General features: G+C 65.6%; 13 protein-coding genes and 2 pseudogenes. 7 read left to right on the forward strand and 8 right to left on the reverse strand.

Annotated features, from left to right (window positions below):
• Window positions 1-263 precede the first annotated feature (263 nt).
• The 7 genes and pseudogenes from HOY34_RS05905 to HOY34_RS05940 all read left to right on the forward strand — a co-directional run bounded on the left by HOY34_RS05905 (window position 264) and on the right by HOY34_RS05940 (window position 9,004).
• Window positions 264-1,154: an AraC family transcriptional regulator gene (locus HOY34_RS05905; RefSeq protein WP_216654660.1), complete on the forward strand. Its 891-nt coding sequence runs from the start codon at window positions 264-266 to the stop codon at window positions 1,152-1,154.
• Window positions 1,151-1,975 carry an ABC transporter ATP-binding protein gene (locus tag HOY34_RS05910; RefSeq protein ID WP_172360824.1) on the forward strand — a complete coding sequence of 275 codons (825 nt, stop codon included), beginning with the start codon at window positions 1,151-1,153 and terminating at the stop codon, window positions 1,973-1,975. Before HOY34_RS05905 ends, HOY34_RS05910 begins: the two co-directional genes overlap by 4 nt.
• On the forward strand, window positions 1,972-3,966 hold the full coding sequence (locus HOY34_RS05915; protein WP_172360826.1) for an iron ABC transporter permease: 1,995 nt from the start codon (window positions 1,972-1,974) through the stop codon (window positions 3,964-3,966). The genes HOY34_RS05910 and HOY34_RS05915 overlap by 4 nt, the downstream gene beginning before the upstream one ends.
• Before the next feature lie 549 nt (window positions 3,967-4,515).
• On the forward strand, window positions 4,516-6,618 hold the full coding sequence (locus HOY34_RS05920) for an ATP-binding cassette domain-containing protein (RefSeq protein ID WP_172360828.1): 2,103 nt from the start codon (window positions 4,516-4,518) through the stop codon (window positions 6,616-6,618).
• Between the two features lie 48 nt (window positions 6,619-6,666).
• A complete protein-coding gene (locus HOY34_RS05925) occupies window positions 6,667-7,689 on the forward strand; it encodes an ABC transporter substrate-binding protein (RefSeq protein WP_172360829.1) in 1,023 nt (340 codons plus the stop codon).
• Window positions 7,690-7,818: 129 nt separating this feature from the next.
• A pseudogene (locus HOY34_RS22370) lies at window positions 7,819-8,226 on the forward strand (peptide-methionine (S)-S-oxide reductase); the annotation flags it as partial.
• Between the two features lie 27 nt (window positions 8,227-8,253).
• Window positions 8,254-9,004 (forward strand): annotated as a pseudogene (locus tag HOY34_RS05940) (IS5 family transposase).
• Window positions 9,005-9,216: 212 nt separating this feature from the next.
• Here HOY34_RS05940 and ertB read toward each other — a convergent pair.
• The 8 genes from ertB to osmF all read right to left on the reverse strand — a co-directional run bounded on the left by ertB (window position 9,217) and on the right by osmF (window position 18,614).
• Window positions 9,217-10,875: a thiourocanate hydratase gene (gene ertB / locus HOY34_RS05945; protein WP_172360833.1), complete on the reverse strand. Its 1,659-nt coding sequence runs from the start codon at window positions 10,873-10,875 to the stop codon at window positions 9,217-9,219.
• The gene (gene ertC / locus HOY34_RS05950) at window positions 10,868-11,968 is read right to left on the reverse strand and encodes a thiohydantoin desulfurase (RefSeq protein ID WP_172360835.1); all 1,101 of its coding nucleotides are present in this window, start codon (window positions 11,966-11,968) and stop codon (window positions 10,868-10,870) included. Before ertC ends, ertB begins: the two co-directional genes overlap by 8 nt.
• A 10-nt stretch (window positions 11,969-11,978) precedes the next feature.
• On the reverse strand, window positions 11,979-13,205 hold the full coding sequence (locus tag HOY34_RS05955; protein ID WP_172360837.1) for a Zn-dependent hydrolase: 1,227 nt from the start codon (window positions 13,203-13,205) through the stop codon (window positions 11,979-11,981).
• Window positions 13,202-14,620: a hydantoin-5-propionate amidohydrolase gene (gene ertD, locus HOY34_RS05960; protein WP_172360839.1), complete on the reverse strand. Its 1,419-nt coding sequence runs from the start codon at window positions 14,618-14,620 to the stop codon at window positions 13,202-13,204. The genes HOY34_RS05955 and ertD overlap by 4 nt, the downstream gene beginning before the upstream one ends.
• Before the next feature lie 30 nt (window positions 14,621-14,650).
• Complete coding sequence (locus HOY34_RS05965) at window positions 14,651-15,394, reverse strand: ABC transporter permease (protein ID WP_172360841.1); 744 nt, start codon at window positions 15,392-15,394, stop codon at window positions 14,651-14,653.
• Window positions 15,391-16,317 carry an ABC transporter ATP-binding protein gene (locus HOY34_RS05970; protein ID WP_172360843.1) on the reverse strand — a complete coding sequence of 309 codons (927 nt, stop codon included), beginning with the start codon at window positions 16,315-16,317 and terminating at the stop codon, window positions 15,391-15,393. Before HOY34_RS05970 ends, HOY34_RS05965 begins: the two co-directional genes overlap by 4 nt.
• Complete coding sequence (locus tag HOY34_RS05975; RefSeq protein WP_366926918.1) at window positions 16,314-17,543, reverse strand: ABC transporter permease; 1,230 nt, start codon at window positions 17,541-17,543, stop codon at window positions 16,314-16,316. The genes HOY34_RS05970 and HOY34_RS05975 overlap by 4 nt, the downstream gene beginning before the upstream one ends.
• 168 nt (window positions 17,544-17,711) lie before the next feature.
• Entirely contained in the window at window positions 17,712-18,614 is a 903-nt protein-coding gene (osmF, locus tag HOY34_RS05980; protein WP_172361160.1) for a glycine betaine ABC transporter substrate-binding protein OsmF, read from the reverse strand.
• Window positions 18,615-18,652 lie beyond the last annotated feature (38 nt).

Below are 18,652 nucleotides of genomic sequence, written 5' to 3' on the forward strand. Positions count from 1 at the left end.
CCAAAGGCATGGGGCCAATGGCATGAGACGGGCCGGATGGCCTCTCACAGCTGGGCAAGCAGGATTTCGCCCCCGGAATACGAAAGTTAACCGTTTTTGTCGGGCCAATCATCGGCTGAATCGGGCCAGAATATGGCCCGATTTTGCATCCGTATTGATATTGACGAAATCGGGCCTTATGGGGTGATTGACCCTGCAATGTGCCCGCCGCTATTCCCGCCAGCCATGCAAAATCGGAAACCCCCCCTCCGGAGACTGCTGTTATGGGAGAGAAAGAGCCGCCTGTGCAAGTCATTCCGCCCGCCTCTTACGGGGCTGCGGTGACCCCGCCGCTGCCCGCCCCACCTTTGCCCGTCCCGCCTTTGCCCGTATCGTCTCTGCCCGCCTCGCAGCTGACGGCCAGCCAGTGCCAGACCTCTTCGCGGGCGGTTGCGGCCATGGCGCGCAGCTATCCTGACGGTCTGCGGGTGGGCTGGCACAGCCATCGCCGGGGCCAGCTGTTGTGCTGCGCCAGCGGGTATATGAGTGCGCAGACCATGGAGGGATCTTTCATCCTGCCCGCAGGCCATGGCCTGGTGATCGCGCCAGACCTGCCGCATTGCGTGGGGGCGCATGGGCAGGTTGAGATGCGCACGCTTTACATCGAACCCGACGCCGTCGCGCCAGAACTGTGGGGGCCAACCCGCGTGGTGCGGGTCTCTGATCTGATGGGGGCGCTTTTGCAGGCCCTGACCGAGGCCCCCGCCACCGATGCCGAAACCACTGAGGCGGGGCAGGCGCGGTATCACCACCTCTCGGCGCTGGTGCTGGACGAGCTGGCGGTGGCCCCAGAGATGCCCTTTTGCCTGCCATGGCCGCGCGACAAACGTCTGCAGCGCCTGTGCGAGACCCTGACCAATGAGCCGGGCCATACCGGCGGCCTGGATGACTGGGCGCAGCTGATCGGGATGAGCAGGCGCAGCCTGACCCGCCATTGCCGCGATGAGCTGAACATGAGCTTTCTCGAATGGCGTCGCCGCATGCGGCTGGCGCGGGTGCTGAAGGCCCAGGCCGATGGCCAGCCGATGGAGCAGATCGCCCGCGAAATCGGCTATCGCAGCCCCTCGGCGCTGCGCAGCGCCCTGCGTCAGACCCTCAGCGAGGTGCAGATTTGAACAGGCCCGCCCCCGAACAAACGGGCCCGGATCAGCCGCTGATCCGCTGTCAGGGGCTGAACCTGCGCCGGGGCGCGACCCATGTGCTGGGCCCGATTGATCTTGGCATTGCCCAGGGCGCGATCACCGCGATCTGCGGCCCCAATGGCAGCGGCAAGACCACGCTTCTGAACGCCCTGACCGGGGTGCTGGCGCCGCATTCGGGCCAGGTGCTGTTTGCGGGCCAGCCGATTGGCCGTCTGAGGGGCCGCGCCCTGGGCCGTCAGATCGCGGTTTTGCGCCAGCATCAGGACAGCGTCAGCGGCCTTTCCCTGCGCGAACTGGTGGCCTTTGGCCGCTTTCCCCATCGCGGGTTGATGCAGCGCCAGACCGCCGCAGACCGGGCCGCGATCACGGCAGCGCTGGAGATGTGCGGGCTTGAGACGCTGGCCGGGCGCGATATGGCCGCCTTATCGGGGGGCGAGCGGCAGCGGGCCTGGCTGGCGCTGGCGCTGGCGCAAGAGCCGCGCGTGCTGATCCTGGACGAGCCGACCTCTTACCTCGATGTGCGCTACCAGGTTGAGATCCTCAGCCTGCTGAAAGGGCTGAACCGCGACACCGGGCTGACCATCCTTGCCGTGCTGCATGATCTGGACCAGGTGCTGCAGCTGGCAGATGCGGTGGTTTTGCTGCGCAAGGGGCAGCTGTTTGCGGCAGGCCCCGCGCCCCGCGTCATGACGACCGAAATCCTGCGCGAGGTTTACGACCTGCCGCTAAGTGTCGAGACCACCGCCCCGGGCCGCGCATCGGTGCGTATCGACTGGCTGGGGGCGCTGGCGTGAGCACGAGGCCATCTGGCGCAAAACGTCTGGCCGGGCATCCGCTGCTGCTGGGCCTTGCCGCCGGGTCTGCCGTGCTGATCCTGGCGTTTCTGGCGCTGTTTGTCGGCAGCGAGGGGCTGATCCAGGCGGGTGATGTGCTGGCAATGCCGTCACGCCCCGACACCCTGGCCCAGGTGCTGATCGAGACCAGCCGCCTGCCGCGCCTGGTGGCGGCGCTGGCGGTGGGGGCGGCGCTTGGGCTGGCGGGGGCGGTGATGCAGACCCTGCTGCGCAACCCGCTGGCCGCGCCCGATATCCTGGGTGTCTCCAGCGGGGCCTTGCTGGCTATGGCGGTCAATGCGCTGATCCTGAACGAGATATTTCCGCCGCTGCTGGCAACCGTTCTGGGCGGAGCAGCGGGCGGCGGGCTTAGCATCCTTCTGGGCGGCGGGCCCTCTGCCGGGCCGGTGCGCCTGGCGCTGGCGGGGGTTGCGGTTTCGCTTTTCATCTCGGGCCTGTCGAGCCTGCTGATCCTGCTGGCCGATCAGCGTGCCTCGGGGCTGATCCTGTGGTCGGCGGGGATGATGGATCAAAGCGACTGGCCGCAGCTCTCTGCGGTTTTGCCGCTGATCGCGCTGGCCTGCGCGGTGATGCTGGTCTGCGCCCGCGCCCTGGATCTGCACGCGCTTGGCGCCGGGCTGGCAAAGGGGCTGGGGCTGTCGCGCGGGCCTGCAATTCTGGCGGGGCTGGCGGCGCTGATCTGCGTCGGCGGCTCGGTGGTGATTGCCGGGCCGGTGGGCTTTGTCGGCCTGGCGGTGCCCAATATCCTGCGCTATCTGGGGCTGCGGCGGCATCTGGTCGTTTTGCCTCTGGCGGCGCTTTTGGGGGCTATGCTGGTTCTGGGCGCGGATGTGCTGGCCCAGGGGCTGGGGCGCAATGGCGCCTCGCTGCCGACCGGAACCGTGCTGGGCCTTTTGGCTGCCCCGGTGGTGATCATGATCCTGCGCCGCAGCCGCGATCTGCGCCCCGAACCAAACACCAACCCAGGCCCCGGGCCAGCCGCGCTGCCCGCCCGCCGCCATTCCCTGGCGCGGCCCATGATCTTTGCTCTGCCTCTGCTGGGCCTTGCGGTGCTTGCGGGCCTGATGTTCGGCGACGGCACTTTGGGCCCGGGCGAAATCATCGCCAGCGGTTTTCAGACCCGTGGCCCGCGCCTCTTCATCGCCCTGGCTGCGGGCGCAATGCTGGGCGTGGCGGGGCTTTTGGTCCAGGCCCAGCTGCGAAACCCCCTCGCGGCGCCAGAGACCCTGGGCCTGCAGCAGGCGGCATCCCTGGCCTCGGTGACGGCGATGCTGGCCGGGGCGGCACCCGGCGGCACACCGATGCTGATCGCCGCCCTGGCGGGCACGAGCGCGACCTTTGGCGCGGTGACGGTCCTGGCGCGAAACAGCGCGGGCGCCAGGCTGCCGCTGATCGGGATCGCGCTTTCGGCCAGCCTGGCGGCGCTGACATTGCTGATCGTGATCCATATGGATCTGCACGCCGCCGAGGCGCTGCACTGGATCAGCGGCACCCTGCATGGGCGCGGCTGGCCCGATCTGGCGCGGCTTTTGCCCTGGCTGTTGCTGGTGCTGCTGGCGGCACGGCTGCTGGTGCCGATGCTTGATATTGCCCAGGTCTCAGACCGGCTGCTGGCCGATCTGGGGGGCCGCCCGCGCCTTTTGCATCTGCTGGCGGGCGCGGTTGTGGTCTGCGCGGTTGCCGCAACGACCTCGGCGATCGGGGCGATTGCCTTCGTCGGCCTGCTTGCGCCCAATGCGGCCAGAATGCTGGTGGGGGCGCGCCATCGCCAAAGCCTTTGGCTAAGCGCGGCGATTGGCGCGGTCACGCTTTGCCTGGCGGATACGCTTGGCCGCGCGATCATGCCGCCCTTCGATCTGCCGGCGGGGGTGATTGCCACGCTGATCGGTGCCCCGGCCTTCCTTTTGCTGCTGGCAGGCCGCCGTAGCTGAGCGAAAAGTGAGCAAAAAGGGAGGCGGCCGCGATGCCCCCTTTGCCGCACCGCATCGGACGGCGCAGTTCGGTGGAACAGGCTGATCTTTTTTCGCGCCGAATTGAAGGTTCTGTGCCGAAAACACGATCCCGCTGACCATTCTCTTCCCCGAACGCTTTAGCCCAGGTTGCATTGCCATATGATGGGGCTGATGGGGGCATGTCAGTTTGATTTAAAAATTACCCAGATATATCAGTACATTATATTAGGTTTGTGGCGTTCGTATTCGCCTTTTCTCAGGCGTCTGGCCATGCAATTTCCGCCCGCAGCGCAGCCCGTGTCTGCGTCTTTGGCCCGGATAGATCCGCCCTTTGATTCCCTGCTAGGAGAGATCCCCGGGACGGCCCCGGCAGGTGCGGCTCCGTATTTTTAAGGCCGGAATCAGGCGCGAGCGGACCAAAGAGAGAGTTAATGTGATGAAATTTTATGCAGCGTCAGAGTGGCCTGTCACCCCTGCTGAAACAGGCCGTCATGGCCTGTCGGGATGGCAAAAATCGGGTGGACGCAAATGACCGTCGCCGAGGCTGATTTCATCACATTGCAACAGGGCAGCCAGGTGTCTGGCCCTGCCGCCCAATCTGCCGACGCCCAATCTGCCGCCATCCGGCTGGAGGGCGTCTCGAAACGCTTTGGCGGCGCAGAGGCGAGGCCCGCGCTGCACAATATCAACCTTGAGATCAGGCGCGGAGAGATCTTCTGCCTGATGGGCACCTCGGGCAGCGGCAAGTCGACATTGCTGCGCCATATCAATCGGTTGATCGAGCCGGGCGCGGGCCGTGTCGCGGTGAATGGCCGCGATATCGGCAGCCTCTCTGCGCCAGAGCTGCGGCAGTTACGCAGCCATCAGGTCGGCATGGTGTTCCAGAATTTCGGCCTGTTGCCGCATCGAACCGCGCTGGAAAACGTGGCTTTGCCGCTGGAATTGCGCGGTGCCCCGCAGGAAGAGGCGCTGTCGGTTGCCCGCAAACAGCTGGCCCTGGTCGGCCTGGCCGAGGCTGCAGGGCGCTATCCGTCAGAGCTGTCGGGCGGCATGCAGCAGCGCGTCGGCCTGGCGCGGGCGCTGGTCGGCGAGCCCGATATCCTGCTGATGGACGAGCCTTTCGGCGCCCTTGACCCCACCATCCGCCGCGATCTGCAGGAACAGGTGCGCGAGCTGGTGCGCGCGCGCGGCATCACCACGGTGATCGTCACCCATGACCCGGCCGAGGCCATGCGGCTGGCCGACCGCATCGCGCTGCTGCGCGAGGGCGAGATCGTCCAGCTGGGCAGGCCGCAAGAGATCCTCGATGCCCCGGCGGATGCCTGGGTGGCCGATTTCTTCCGGGGCTTCGCAAGTGACGGCGCGGGGCCGCATCAGCCGCCTGCCGCCTCTGTGCCCGTTGAGACACCCGCCGCCCCAACCGCCGAAGCCCCCACCGTCGCTGCTCAGCCGCCGCTTGCGGGCTGGCAAAGGCTGCTGGCGGGGCCTGCTCGTTTCGCGGGCGCGGCCTGGGGGCTGTTCTGGCTGCTGGCCGCCGCCGAGGCCACGGGCATTGCGCTGCTGGCCGGTTCCGCCGTCGCGCCCGAGGGGGCTGCGGGCGGGCTGGTCGCGGGGCTGCTTTTGCTGCTGGCCAGCCGGCTTTTCTGCCTCTTTGGCCGCGCCACCATGGTTCCGGGCAGCCGCCAGTTTCTGACCGCCACAGCTGTTCTTCTGGCGGTCTGGGGGCTGGTGATCTGGCGGGCGGTTTACGGCGACCCGGGCGAGGCGCTCTTCGGCCCGCTGGCGGATCGTAGCCTCGCGATGAAGGTCAGCGCCCTGTTGGACAGCGCGATTTCCTGGATGCAGACCTCATTCCAGTCGGTTTTCACGCTGATCGTCATCGGGGTGCGCAGCGCCATCGAGGCGGTCGAGTGGCTGCTGACCTGGCTGTCCTGGCCGGTGCCGGTGATTGCGCTGCTTTACGCGGCCTGGCAATTCGCGGGGCGGCAGGTGGCGCTGCTGACGCTGGTCTCCTGCGCCTATCTGGTCTTTTTCGGCTTCTGGCCGCAGACGGTTTCGACGGTCTCGCTGGTCGGGGCGGCGGTGCTGCTGACGGTGCTGATCGGCATTCCGGGCGGGATCCTGCTGGCACGCAGCCCGGTTGCCGCGCGGATCGTCTCGCCCTTGCTGGACATCATGCAAACGCTGCCCAGCTTCGTCTATCTGATCCCGGCGGTCGCCTTCTTTTCGGTCGGCAAAACCCCCGCCGTGCTGGCCACGATCATCTTCGCCCTGCCGCCGATGATCCGGCTGACCGCGCTTGGCATCACCCAGGTGCCCGCAACCGTGACCGAGGCCGCGCTGGCCCATGGGGCCACGCCCCGCCAGGTGCTGACCCGGGTCGAGCTGCCCCTGGCCAAACCCTCGATCCTGCTGGGCCTGAACCAGACCATCGTCATGAGCCTTTCGATGGTCGTGGTCTCGGCGCTGATCGGCGCGGGGGGGCTGGGCTATGACGTGGTCAATGCGCTGCGCAATATCCAGGGCGGGGCAGGGTTCCTGGCCGGAATTGCAATCGTCATCTGCGCGATTGTCCCCGACCGCATCCTGCAAGGCGCCATGAAAAAGAACCAAAGCCATTCGCGCCCCTGAGGCAGCGAATGAAACAGAAACTGCATAATAAACTGAGATGGTAAAACAATGATCAGAAAACTTATCGCCACAGTCGCCGTCAGCGCGACCCTGGCAAGCCCGCTTTACGCCCAGTCAAAACCAAAACTGGTAATTGGCGAGCAAAACTGGACCGGCGCAATCGTCATCGGCAACCTGATCGCCGAGGTCGTCCGCACCCGGTTTGACGCAGATGTTTCTTTGCTGTCGGCAGATCTTCCGGTGCTGATGTCCAGCGCCGGAAAGAATGACGGCTCGGTTGATGTGCTGCCCGATATCTATCTGCCAAATCAAGCCACCGCCTGGGGCAAATATGTCGCCGCCGGCAGCGCGGAAACCCTGGTCCCCAACGCAAACCCCTATATCAGCGAGCAGGGCTTCTATATCCCGGGATATATTCAGGATGAATATGGGGTGACCTCGGTCGATGACCTGAAACGCCCTGAAATTGCTGAATTGTTCAAATCGCCTGCGGGCGGCAAGCCCGAGTTTCTGATTGGCCCTGCGGGATGGGAATCCACCTATATCAGCCAGATCAAAGCCAAGGATTACGGCTTTGCCCCTTTGTTTGAGGATGTCTCGACCGAGGCCTCTGTCACCTATGCCCGGATCGACGCCGCCTTCAAAGCAAAGACCGGGGTACTGTTTTATGGCTATACGCCGGACTGGATTTTCGTGAATTACGACCTGCGCCTTTTGCAGGAGCCGGAGTTCGACGGCTATGCCCAGGACAATAAAAAGGACGACCCGCTTTATAACCCCGATGGCAAATGGCTTTACGTCAGCCCGACCGAAGATCCCGACTGGCTGAACAAAAGCCGCATTACCAGCGCTTTCCCGCCCTCAAAGGTCTATGTTTTGCACGCCAAACGGCTGGAAACCGATGCGCCTGAGATTGCCGCTTTCCTGACCAATATCACAATCGACCCGAAGGTTCTGAATGAGCTGATCAAACAGGTCGAGAAAGACAAGGAAACGCCCGAGGCCGCCGCGCGCGCCTGGGTTGCCGCCAATGCCGCGATTGTCGATGGCTGGGTCAAAGGCACGCCTTAAGCCTGAAAAATACCATGCCCGCCTTACTGCCCCTGCGCAGTAAGGCGGGCATGGTCAGTAAGGGGCACCACAGACAGGCCGGTCGCAGGAAAAAAGTCATATGCCGGTTGAACTGAGACCTTCGGGGCAGGATGTTTTTGGGACGCCGGGGCGTTTTACAGGCAGCTGCCCGGCATCCTCGACAGCCGTGTCGGCTATGCGACCTGAACCGACGGCTCGACAAAGCCCGCCCGGATCGCGGTGGTCCAGGTCGATTTCGCCCCCGCGATCATCAGCTATGACGAGGTGCTTTCGCATTTCCGGGCGATCCATGATCCTGGATCCTTTGACGCCCAGAACGATGAGACGCGGCCTGGTGTAAGATCGGCGGTCTCTGTGCACAGCCCAGGCGCAAAGCGCCTCGCGGGCCAAAGCGGCGCTGCGCAGCCCGGATGCGGCCCCGAATTTGCATCCGGATCATCCCCTGTCAGACGATCGAACTGGCCGAGGAAAAGCACCCTAGGATCAGGACCCATTGATTGTGCTGCTGTTCGGTGATTCAGCAGGTGTCAGGAGCCCCTTCTGATGAGCAATCTATTCTGGCTGACTGACGCGCAGATGGCGCGGCTCGAGCCGTTTTCCCCACGAGCCATGGCCGTCCACGCGTCGATGATCGCCGTGTCTTGAGCGGCATAATCTTCATCAATCGCAATGGGTTGCGCTGGTGTGATGCCCCTCGCGAGTATGGTCCATCAAAGACGCTCTACAACCGCTGAAAGCGCTGAATCCGGATGGGGGTGTTCACCCGAATAATGCACGGCCTGGCTTCGGAGGCTGCCGACAAGAAGACCATCATGATCGATGTCGAGCCGGGGCAGCGCCACTGGTTCGAGCGCCCCGGCGAAGGGTACCTGAAAGCTCATCGCACGGCCTCCAGCTTGCGGGTGAAAAAGGGGGGCGTGGTCGCCTGATCGGTCGCACGAAGGGTGGTATGAATACCAAGCTTCACGCCGTTGCCGATGCCCAAGGCCGCCCGATCAGCCTGTTTGTCACAGCCGGTCCGGTCAGCGACTACTGCGGAGCCGCTGCACAGCTCGCGCAGCTTTCCAAAGGCAGAGTGGATGCCGGCGGATCGGGGATATCGAGCCGGTGACGCGCCACCGGTTCAAGCGAACCGGCGAGGGCCGATTGGTTCAGAGAGGCGTTGAAAGACAAAGGCATAAGCACCTGTATCCCGGGGCGGAAAACCCGCAAGAAGAAAGTTCGATACGACAGGTGCCCCATTGTCTTCCTCCCGGCCATAGCCCTCGCAGCAACCGTCCTCTTCTCGTTATAAAGTTAATGAGTCTAGAGCCTAGCAAAAACAAAAAGGGCGCCACCGGGGTTTATGATGTCAGCTGGAATGGCGAGACGGCTGCCCTCGATCTGGTTGCCCCGGCCGCCGCGCAGGATCCGCCTGAAGAGCCGCCTGCCCGGTAGCCCGCCCGCCAGTCCGGGCCAGGCAATTCTGGGCCAGACAATTCCGGCCCGGGTTTTGTCTGCTTTTGCTTAAAGGCGGATATGGCCCACATCTTTCTTCGCGGCCTCATCCAGCGCATCGCTATAGCCCGCATCGGCATAGCGGATCACCCCAAGCGCGGTGTCATTGGTCAGCGCCAGCTTCAGCCGCTGATCCGCCGCCGCCGTGCCATCGGCGATCACCGTCACCCCCGATGAGGTCATATAGCCCGCATAGCCGCCGCCGCCCGAATGCACCGCCACCAGGTCGGCACCCGAGGCGCAAAGCGTCATCGCGCTGATCAGTGGCCAGTCGGCAATCGCATCCGAGCCGTCGCGCATATTTTCGGTCATGATATTCGGATGGGCCATCGCGCCCGCGTCCAGATGGTCGCGCGAAAAGGCCACGGGGCCGGACAGCCTGCCATCCGCCACCATCTGATTGACCGCCCGCGCCAGCGCCGTTCGCTCGCCATGGCCCAGCCAGGCGATGCGGGCGGGCAGGCCCTCAAAGGGCACATGGGCGCGTGCCAGCCGGATCCAGTTGGTGACGATGGCATTGTCGGGGAACATTTCCAGCACCAGATCGTCGATCTGCGCGATATCACCCGGATCACCTGACAGCGCCATCCAGCGGAAGGGGCCGATGGCGCGGGCAAACAGCGGGCGCAGATAGGCCTCGGTGAAGATCGGGATGTCGAAAGCATGTTCGATCCCGCCCTGTTTCGCCTGGGTGCGGATCAGGTTGCCATTGTCGAAAACCTCGGCGCCCCGGGCCTGGAATTCCAGCATCGCCGCGACGTGATGGGTGATGCTTTCGCGCCCGGCCTCGATCAGCTCTTCGGGGTTTTGCTCACGCAGGCGGCGGACGCGGTCCAGGTCATAGCCTGCGGGCACATAGCCATAGACCAGATCATGCGCCGAGGTCTGATCGGTGACGATATCGGGGGTGATGCCGCGCCGGGCGATCTCGGGGTAGATTTCCGCCGCATTGCCGATCAGCGCGACTGAAAGCGCCCGCTTTTCCGCCTGTGCGGCGCTGATCATCGCAAGCGCCGTGTCCAGATCGGGGGCGATCTCATCGAGGAAGCCGATCTCTTTGCGCATCCTGGCCCGGGCCGGATCGACATCGACGCAAAGGATCGCCGCCCCTGCCATCCGCCCGGCCAGCGGCTGTGCCCCGCCCATGCCGCCAAGGCCTGCCGTCAGGATGAACCGCCCCGCCAGCGCGCCCGCAAAACGGCGCTCGGCGATGCGCATGAAGATCTCATAGGTGCCCTGGATCACGCCCTGGCTGCCGATATATTGCCAGGCCCCGGCGGTCAGCCCGCCCCAGCAGATCAGGCCCTTGCGTTCAAGATCATAGAAGTTTTCGGCCTTTGCCCATTGGCCGACGATATTGCAATTCGCCATGATCACCATCGGCGCGCCCGCATGGGTTTTCAGAATCCCCACCGGCTTGCCGGACTGGATGATCAGGGTCTCATCCTCGTCGATCTCGGTCAGGCTTTTTACGATGGCGCCATGCGCGGGCCAGTTGCGGGCCGCCTTGCCAAGGGCTGCATAGACGATCAGCTTTTCCGGGGCCTCGCCCACGGCCAGCACGTTTTCCAACAGGCGCAAAAGCCCCTCGGTCCGCCAGGATTTCGTGCGCAGCTCTGGTCCGCCGGGGATCGGAAAGTCGGGGTGACGCGGATTTGCCTCAGGCATTTGTTCCCTCCAGGGCGTATTTCGCCAGCTCGATCCCCATGGCCCGTTCGCAGGGCGGATAGACGGCGGGGTCAAGCACACCCGCGCCCAGCGGGATCACCGATTTCGGCACATGCAGCAGATGGATGCGCATCCCTTCATGCAGCTGGCCGACGGACAGCGGCTCTGCCGTCTCGGAGAGCGTTGTGATCACATCGGGGAAGCTGGCGATCCGGCGGCCCCCGGCATCATCAATCGCCATATATTCGTTCATCACATGCAGCGTCAGGGCGCGGTCGCCCTGGCCCAGGGTGACGGTGCCGATGTCAAAGGCCTCATTGGTATAGCGCACATCCTTTTTCGTGATCACACCCTCGAAAAGGATCGCGCCTTTGGTGCCCTCGACAATCGCGTCGATCACCGCCGCGGTGCCTTTGGGTTCAGCCGCCAGGATCGCATGGCCCAGATCCAGCGCCATCGAGATGCCGCCAAGCGCCGCATTCTTCGCCACGTAAGAGGCGGGCAGCGGGTTGCGGGCCGAGGCGATGAACCCCCCCGACATATCCGAGGCGGTGCGCAGAATGGGCGAGACTTTGGCCGTCGCGCCGCGTGTCACCAGCTCGATATAGCGGTGTTGCCCGCGGTTGCCGCCAACGGCGGTCTGGATCATCTGCGCATTGCTGCCCGCCATCCCGATCGAGCCCATATCGCCGGTCGGATGGGCGCGGATATCGCCCACCGCATCCACCACCTTGCAGCCAAGGATCGAGGCCGGAAGCCAGCCATTCAGCGTCGAGGATTTGCCGTTTTGCCCCACCATCAGCCCGGCAACCGGGGTGCCAAGCGCCTCATTCAGCAGCTGCACGGCCTTGATGTAATCGGTGCCGCGCATCTCCCAGGGGGTGGTCGAGGCGGGGGCGCCGATGGCGGCGGCGGTGGCGACCCAGTCTTCCTCGCGCAGCTCGTCGATGCTGACCAGTTCCGGCTGGCCCGCACCAACGGCGGCATAGCCCAGCTTGCGGCCATGATCGGCCCAGCCGCCGCCCCCGGCGGCATAGACCGATCCGCCGCGCACGGCGGGCTCGACATCTTTTTCGGTCAGAATACGGCGCATGTCTCTCTCCTTATCCTTGCGCATCAAAGGCGAGGATGGCCTCTGCCATCACCTCGGCCCCCAATGCTATGTCACTGATTTCACTAAACTCTTCCGGGCAATGCGAGCGCCCGTCCAGGCTGGGCACGAAGATCATCGCGGCAGGCGCGATCCGCGCGATAAAGGCCGCATCATGCCCCGCCCCCGAGGCCATGCGGATCCGGCTGGCCCCCAGCCTGTCGGCCGCGCCCTCTGAAAGCGCGATCAGGCCCGGATCCATCGGCGTCGGCGGGTTGTCCGACAGGATCTGATGCGCGGCGGTGATCCCTTTGGGCAACTGGCCCAGCCGCGCCTGCAGCCAGGCGATGAAACCCTCGATCCGGGGGCGCTCGACCGCGCGGGCGTCGATCAGCAGCCGCACGCTGCCCGGCACCACATTGGCCGCGCCCGGGGTGATCGAAAATTCGCCCACGGTGGCGGTGAAATGGCTGCCCAGCTGCGCAAGGCGGCCTGCCTCGGCGGCGATATCGGTGACAAGGCCCGCGCCCGCCACCAGCGCATCGGCCCGCAGGTCCATCGGCGTGGTGCCCGCGTGATCGGGGCGGCCCGTCAGCGTAACCTCGATCCGGGTGATGCCCGCAATGGCGGTAACGAGGCCCAGATCGGTGGCCGCATTTTGCAAGACAAGGCCCTGCTCGATATGCAGTTCAAAAAACGCTTTGACATCATCGGCTTTCGCGCTGACATCGGGATCGCCGCCGACATCGCGGATCGCCTGGGCAAGGCTGCGCCCCTGATATTCCAGCCCGCTCCAGGCGTCTGGGCGCACCCCCGCCATCGCACGCGAGCCGATGCAGGACACCCCAAAGACCGAGACCTCTTCCGCCAGGAAATCCGCCACGCAAAGGTCATGGCGCAGGCGCAGGCCGTGCTCGTTCAGCATCCGCGCCACCTCAAGGGCTGCAACCACGCCCGCGACGCCGTCGAAGCGCCCGCCATCGGGGACGGTGTCGGAATGGCTGCCCAGAAGGATGGTGCCCAAAGCGCCGGACCCGGCCCGCCGCCCCAGAAGATTGCCGCCCGCATCGGTTGTGACCGCCAGCCCGGCCGCGGCAAAGCGCGCCGCAAGCCAGCGCCGCCCCTCATCGAAACGGGGCGAGAAGGCGCGGCGCGTCCAGGGGCGGCCCGGGTCGGTGATCGCGGACAGGGCGGCCAGGTCATCGGCGATGCGGCTCTGGCTGATGCGCAGGTTTCTCATGCGCCAGATCCATTCTGCCAGTCATGATTCTGCCAGTCATGCAGGCTTTGGCGCAGGCCCAGCGGGTATTGCGGGCGCTGGAATGTCCCTGTGCCGGGCGGGGCGAGGGTGCTTCCGTCAAACACCTCCTGGCCGCGCAGCCAGGTGCCCGCCACCGTCCAGGGCAGCGTGATCCCGTCATAGGGCGACCAGCCCGCGACCGAGACGCGGCTGGCCTTCGCGTCATAGGTTTTCGCCACCGGCTCCAGCACGGTCAGATCGGCGTCGCGCCCGGTCCGGATGCCGCCCTTGGCGTGATCAAGGCGGAAATGCCGCGCCGGGTTTTCTGCCAGCAGTCGCGCAGCCCAGGTCAGGGGCACGCCGCGCTCGATCGCGCCTTTGACGAAAAGCGGCACCATCACCTCAAGCCCTGGCACGCCCGAGGCGTTTTTCAGCATATCGGGGTTGGTCTTGCGATCTTCCGACCAGCTGACATGATCGGTCGACACCATCGAGACATTGCCCGCCGCGACGTGACGCCAGAGCGTTTCAACCTCGGCGCGGGGGCGGATCGGCGGGTTGATTTTCGCCTTGCCGCCAAGGCGGGCGACGTCGTTTTCCTCATCCAGCACCAGATAGTGGATACAGGCCTCGATGCTGGCGAAATGCCCCTCATCGCGGTAGCGCCGGGCGATCTCATAGCCGCGCCCCAGCGAGCAATGCACCACATGCGCCGGACAGCCGGTCGCCGCCCCGGTTTCATAGATCTGCAAAAGCGCCAGGATCTCGGTCATCGGCGGGCGCGACAGACCATGCGCGCGCCAGTCGGTGATGCCTGCGGCCTCAACCGCGCGGATCGCATCGCGGACGAAACTGTCATCCTCATTGTGCACCCCCGCCGCCAGGCCGGTCTTTGCCACCTCGGCGAAACAGGCCAGCAGCAGCGCGGGCGGGATGCGGGGGAAGCGTTTGGGATCGGTGCCAAAGGTCGAGAATTTGAAGCCGCAGACCCCGGCTTCGGCCTGTTCGGCGATGCGGGTGGGGCCTTCTTCGGGGTGGATGGTGCCGTAAAGGGCCACATCCACCCGCGCTTCGGCCTCGGCCTCGGCGGCCTTTTGCGCCACCGCGCGGGCCGAGGCGACCAGGTTGCCCTCATCATAGGGCATGTCGACGATGGCGGTTACGCCCCCGGCGGCGGCGGCGGCGGTCGAGGCGGCAAAGCCCTCGGCGCCCTTTTGCGACAGCGAATGCACCTGGGCATCGACCGCGCCGGGCAGGATCAGCGCCTGGCCCAGATCATGGCGAGTGCGGGCGGCGGGCGCGGGGCCCTCGCCGATCAGCGCGACACGGCCATCGCGCACCGCAACAAAGCCCGCCTCGATTTCATGCGAGCAAAGGATCACTCGGCCCGAAAGGACCAGATCGAAATCTGACATCTGTTTACTCCGTTAATCCTGCAGCGCCTGTTAGTCTGACAGCCGCTGGCCTGTGCGGCGTGCTGCGGCACTTTCGGCCAGTTGAAACCCTTCATAGATCAGGACTGCGATCAGCCCGACGATCAGCCCGCCCTGCACCACAAAGGCGGTATTGGCAGACAGCAGCCCGGCGATGATCACCTCGCCCAGCGTTCGCGCCGCCACCGTCGAGCCGATGGTCGCCGTCGCCAGTGAGATCACCGCCGTCAGCCGCACCCCCGCCAGGATCACCGGCAGCGCCAGCGGCAGCTCGACCTGGAAAAGCCGCTGGCGGCGGGTCAGGCCCATGCCCCGCGCGGCCTCGGTCACCGAGGGCGGCAGGTTTTGCAGCGCGGTCAGCGTGTTCTCAAAAATCGGCAGCAGGCCGTAAAGGAACAGCGCAACCAGCGTTGGCCCCGCGCCGAACCCCATCGCAGGCACCGCCAGCGCCAGAACGGCCACCGGCGGGAAGGTCTGCCCGACCGAGGTGATCACCCGCGCCAGCGGCAGGAACTCGGCCCCGGCGGGCCGGGTGACCAGCACCCCCAGGCCCACCGCAACGATGGTCGAGGCCAGAACCGCCAGTGCCACCAGCCCCAGATGCGACAGCGTCAGGCTTAACAGCGCGGTCTGGGTATAGATCGGCGGGGCGCCATTCTTTGTCAGCGGCTGAAAGAGCGCGGCAAAGCTTTCGGGGCTAAGCAAAAACGCCACCAGAAACAGCGCCGCCAGCGCCAGTAAAAGGCGTGCGATCATCTCACCGCTCCTTCGGCGCGGGCCTGCAGTGCGGCAAGCGTCACCACGCCGCCCCCTTCCACCGCGAGGCGGTCACGCCCGTTCCACAGGCATTCGGCCAGGGCGTCGCGCAGGCTGGTTTCGGGGGGTAGGGCCGGGCCTTCGGCTGAACCAGGCTCGGCGATATCGGCGATGGGGGTCAGCGACAGCAGGCGGAAGGGCCGCTCGGATTTGCCGATCAGCGCCTCGACAAAGGGGGCGGCGGGGCGGGTCAGGATCTCGGCCGGGGGGCCATATTGCAACAGCACGCCCTTATCCATCACCGCGATTCGGTCGCCCAGCGTCACCGCCTCTTCCATGTCATGGGTCACGATCACCAGCGTGGTGCCGAGGCGGCGCTGGATCTCGCGCAGATCGGCCTGGGCGCGGGCGCGGATCACCGGGTCAAGCGCGCCGAAGGGCTCGTCCATCAAAAGCACCTCGGGGCGTGCGGCCAGGGCGCGGGCCACGCCGACGCGCTGCTGCTGCCCGCCTGACAGCTGATGGGGCATGCGGTCGCGGAACTGGCCGGGATCCAGCTGGAAAAGATGCAGCAGCTCTTCGACGCGGGCGGCGATTTCGGCAGGTTTCCAGCCCAAGAGCTGCGGCACGATGGCGATATTCTGGCCGACGGTGTAATGCGGGAAGAGGCCATGGCCCTGGATCGCATAGCCGATGCGGCGGCGCAGAAGATGCGGCGGGATGGTGGCCGCATCGGTTTCCCCGATATGGATCTGGCCCGAGGTCGGCTCGACCAGGCGGTTGATCATCCGCAAAAGCGTGGTCTTGCCAGAGCCAGAGGTGCCGACCAGCGCCGCGATCTGGCCCTGATCGACCGTCAGCGAGACATCATTGACGACGGTGTTGCGATCATAGGTCTTTGTCAGGTTCTGAATACGGATCATGTCTGATTACCCTTTTTGGGGCTGACCGCCTCGACCAGCAGATCAAGCGCGACGCCGGCCACCAGGGCCAGCATGATGGTGGGCAAAGCGCCCAGCAGGATCAGGTCCATCGCGGTCTGGTTCAGCCCCTGGAACACGAAAGAGCCAAAGCCGCCGCCGCCGATCAGCCCGGCAATCACCGCCAGCCCGATATTTTGCACCAAAACGATACGCACGGCGGCCAGGATCACCGACAGGGCCAGCGGCAGCTCGGCCTGCAGCAGCACCTGGCGGCGCGTCAGGCCAAGGCCAAAGGCCGCATCGCGCACCGCCGGATCAACCGCCGTCAGCCCGACCAGCGTGTTCGAGACGACAGGCAGCAGCGCGTAGAAAAACAGCGCCATCAGCGCCGGGAAGATCCCGATCCCGGCAACGCCGATCTGCGCCGCGCCGGGCACATTGGCGGCGATCCAGCCGAAAATCGGGATCATGATGCCAAAAAGCGCCAGCGACGGAATGGTCTGCAACAGGTTCAGCGCCCCCAGCACCCCGCGCCGCAGGGCGGGCGTCAGGAAGATCGCAATCCCGATCGGCAGCCCGACCACCAGCGCCATTGCCAGCGAGCCGAAAGCCAGCGTCAGATGCTGGCCCAGGCTGCGGCGAAACAGATCCGCCCGCGCGGCATATTCCACCATCACCGAGGTCTGGTCCAAAACCCCCGAGCCAAGGCAAAGCGCGATCAGCGCAAGGCTCAGCCCAAGCGCCAGCCAGCGGGCCGGGCGCGACAGCCCCATCCGGCTAAGCGCATCGGCCGCCATCAGCGCGAAGGTCAGACAAAGCAGCCAGAACCCCGCCGCAGGGGCTGCGCGGGCGATGGTATTGCCCTGGGGCACCAGCCCCTTTGCCGCAAACCCAAGCGCCAGCACCGTGCCCGCCAGCCCCAAAAGCGCCAGCCCAAGGCGTGGCATCAGCGGCAGCCGCTGCCACAGGGCGGTGCCCAGGATCAGCGCCAGCAAAAGGGCAATCGCCCAGCCCACGTCCGGCAGGGCTGCGGGCAGCAAAAACCCCTCGCCCAGCACGATACGATTGGCTTTGAACTGCACCAGCGGCAGGCAAAGGCCTGCGACGCCAAGCGCCAGGAACAAAAGGCCCGTCCGGCTAAAGCCCGGCTGGGATCGGGTTTTGGGGGGCCGGATCTGCGGGGGCAGCGAGGTCGTGATATCCGGGGATCGAACAGGATCGTTCACGCGAGGCCTTTCGGTTTTGGGTGAAAAGGCAGGTGAGGAAATGGCAAAAGAACAACAGCCGGGGCCGGGTGGCTGGAGGGCCGGGGGGGGGGGGGGGAGGCCGCAGAGAAAGGGGCAGGTGAGAGGCCTGGGGAAAGCACCTCTCACCTGCAAGGTTCGGTTGCAGGCTTACTGCAGGAACCCTTTGCTGGTCAGATAGTCACGGGCGACGGCCTCGGCAGGCTCGCCGCCCACCTGAATGCGGCCATTCAGCTCTTGCAGGGTGGTAAGATCCAGCGAGGCGAAGATCGGGGCCAGCACCTCGGCGATCTGCGGATGCTCGGCCAGCACCTCTTCGCGCACCAGGGGCGCGGGCGCATAGACGGGCTGCACCGCCTTGTCATCCTCCAGCACCACCAGACCCACCGCCGAGATCGCGCCATCGGTGCCGTAAACCATCGCGGCATTCACGCCCGAGGTCTGCTGCGCCGCCGCCGCAATCGTGGCCGCCGTATCGCCGCCCGCCAGCTGCACCAGCTGATCGGGGGTCAGGGTGAAACCATAGGTGGTCTGGAAGGCCGGAAGCGCTGCAGGCGCGGTCACGAACTCGGTCGAGGCCGCCAGTTTCACCGTGCCGCCGCCTGCCACCCAGGCGCCGAATTCGGTCAGGGTTTTCAGGTTGTTCGCCTCTGCCACGTCGCCGCGCAGCGCGATGGCCCAGGTGTTGTTGGCCGGGGCGGCGGGCAGCCAGACGATCTTGTTCGCGGCCAGATCCAGCTCGGCTGCGCGGGTATATCCGGCGGTGAAATCCTTCCAGACCGGGCTGTCGGCCTCATTGAAGAAGAAAGCCGCATTGCCGGTATATTCGGGATAGATGTCGATCTGCCCGGCGGTGATCGCATCGCGCAGGATCGGCGTGCCGCCCAGCTGCAGCTTGTTCTCGACCGGGATGCCGGCGTTTTGCAGCGCCAGATAGATCACATTGCCCAAAAGCCCACCCTCGGTGTCGATCTTGGATGAGACCACGACATCGCGGGCGAATGCGGCAGGTGCGGCCAGGGCAAGCGCTGCACCCAAAAGGGTTGCCCGCATCGCCGCGCCGCCGGATTTCGGTGACAATATATTGAAAA

It is taken from the genome of Pseudogemmobacter hezensis (assembly GCF_013155295.1).
In the GTDB taxonomy this organism is placed as follows: domain Bacteria; phylum Pseudomonadota; class Alphaproteobacteria; order Rhodobacterales; family Rhodobacteraceae; genus Pseudogemmobacter; species Pseudogemmobacter hezensis.